Source organism: Vibrio sp. 10N.222.49.C9 (genome assembly GCF_041474985.1).
In the GTDB taxonomy this organism is placed as follows: domain Bacteria; phylum Pseudomonadota; class Gammaproteobacteria; order Enterobacterales; family Vibrionaceae; genus Vibrio; species Vibrio crassostreae_C.
Genome location: NZ_JBFRVD010000335.1, coordinates 1 through 1,505 on the forward strand (window position 1 = coordinate 1; position 1,505 = coordinate 1,505).

Here is a 1,505-nt window from a genome sequence, read left to right on the forward strand (position 1 = left end):
CTTCTAATTAGTGCGTTCTAAGATTCCCGCTAACGACATGCGGGAATAATGAAATGGACCCACCCTTTTAAACGGCGTCGCAATGCGCCAAGATGAGAATGAACAAACAATCATCTAAATAAGGGTAGGTCCACATGAAAACTATAACGATTGGATTAGATATCGCCAAGAATGTTTTTCACGCAGTGTTTGTTACATCACACGGAAAAGTCACCAAGAAAAAACAAATGAAACGTGCCGCGGTACTTAAGTTCTTTGCGAACACTGAGCCAGCCATTGTCGTGATGGAAGCCTGTGGAAGCTCCAATTATTGGGCGAGAGAAATCCAAAAGTTGGGGCATGAAGTCAAGCTCATTGCACCCCAGTATGTCGTTGCTTACCGCAGAAAGAATAAAAATGATTACAACGATGCTGAAGCCATAGCAGAATGCTCTCAACGCGATGATATGAGCTTTGTTCCAATCAAAGATATCGAACAGCAAGATGCACAAATGCTTCTACGGATAAGAGAGCGTCTAGTAAAGCAACGCACAAAATTGAGTAACCAAATCCGAGGCATGCTTCTTGAGTATGGGCTTTGCATTAACAAGGGAACAGCAGCTTTAAGAAGAGCATTACCTGAGTTTTTGGAAGACGCGGATAATTCTCTTACTTGGACGGCGAGAAGCTTGTTTAGTGAATTGTATGAAGAATATCTTTTATTGAGCGATAAAATCGAGAAAGTGGATAAGAAGATTAAGGCGTTCACTAAGGAAAATGAACTTTGCCAACTTGCTCAAACGGTGACGGGTATTGGGCCAATTACGGCCTTGGCATTGTATGCTGCAATCGGGAATGGGAAACACTTTGCTAATGGAAGGCACTTTGCAGCCTGGTGCGGATTAGTCCCTAGACAGCATTCAACGGGTGGCAAATCTGTTTTATACGGTATTAGCAAGAAGGGGAATATAGTGCTGAGGGCGTTGCTCGTACACGGCGCTAGAAGTGTTCTTAATGTCGTAGATAAGAAAGAAGATAAACTCAGTGTGTGGGCGACCAATTTAAAAATGAAGAAAAACTACAACGTCGCATGCGTTGCTTTAGCGAATAAATTGGCTCGTGTAGTTTGGTCTGTTATCGCAAACAATCGTCCGTATGAACTAAAGATGGTTTAGAGCGATAGTAGCAACACCGAACCAATTTAAGCGAATAAAAAGGTAAGGAAAGAAGCACTCATCACCAGTTGCGACAAATTTTACATAGATGGTAAGCGGTCAAACCGCCCCAGCGATACTCTGTAATCGTCATAGGCTCAATGTGAAGCCGAGGGAATGATAAAAGAGCGCTGGGTGCAGATTACATCAGGGCCACGAGTACGACATAGCTCGATAAGTAGGCCGAATATATGAAGGCAATGACTCTACTACCAAATCTGTAAAATTACTTGCAAACCGGGTGGGTCCATATATGACGGAGCCCTTGGAGTCCGGCATGTAAACAAGATGCTAGCTTGTAGCTTGTAGCTT

1 protein-coding gene is annotated in these 1,505 nt (G+C 43.3%); it reads left to right on the plus strand.

The features are described 5' to 3' along the window. Window positions 1–134 precede the first annotated feature (134 nt). Complete coding sequence (locus tag AB4585_RS23400) at window positions 135–1,154, plus strand: IS110 family transposase (RefSeq protein WP_372171169.1); 1,020 nt, start codon at window positions 135–137, stop codon at window positions 1,152–1,154. Window positions 1,155–1,505: the final 351 nt, after the last annotated feature.

Excerpts from the sequence above, each read along its gene's own strand:
- AB4585_RS23400 (WP_372171169.1), top strand. The coding sequence starts at position 135 with ATGAAAACTATAACGATTGGATTAGATATCGCCAAGAATGTTTTTCAC.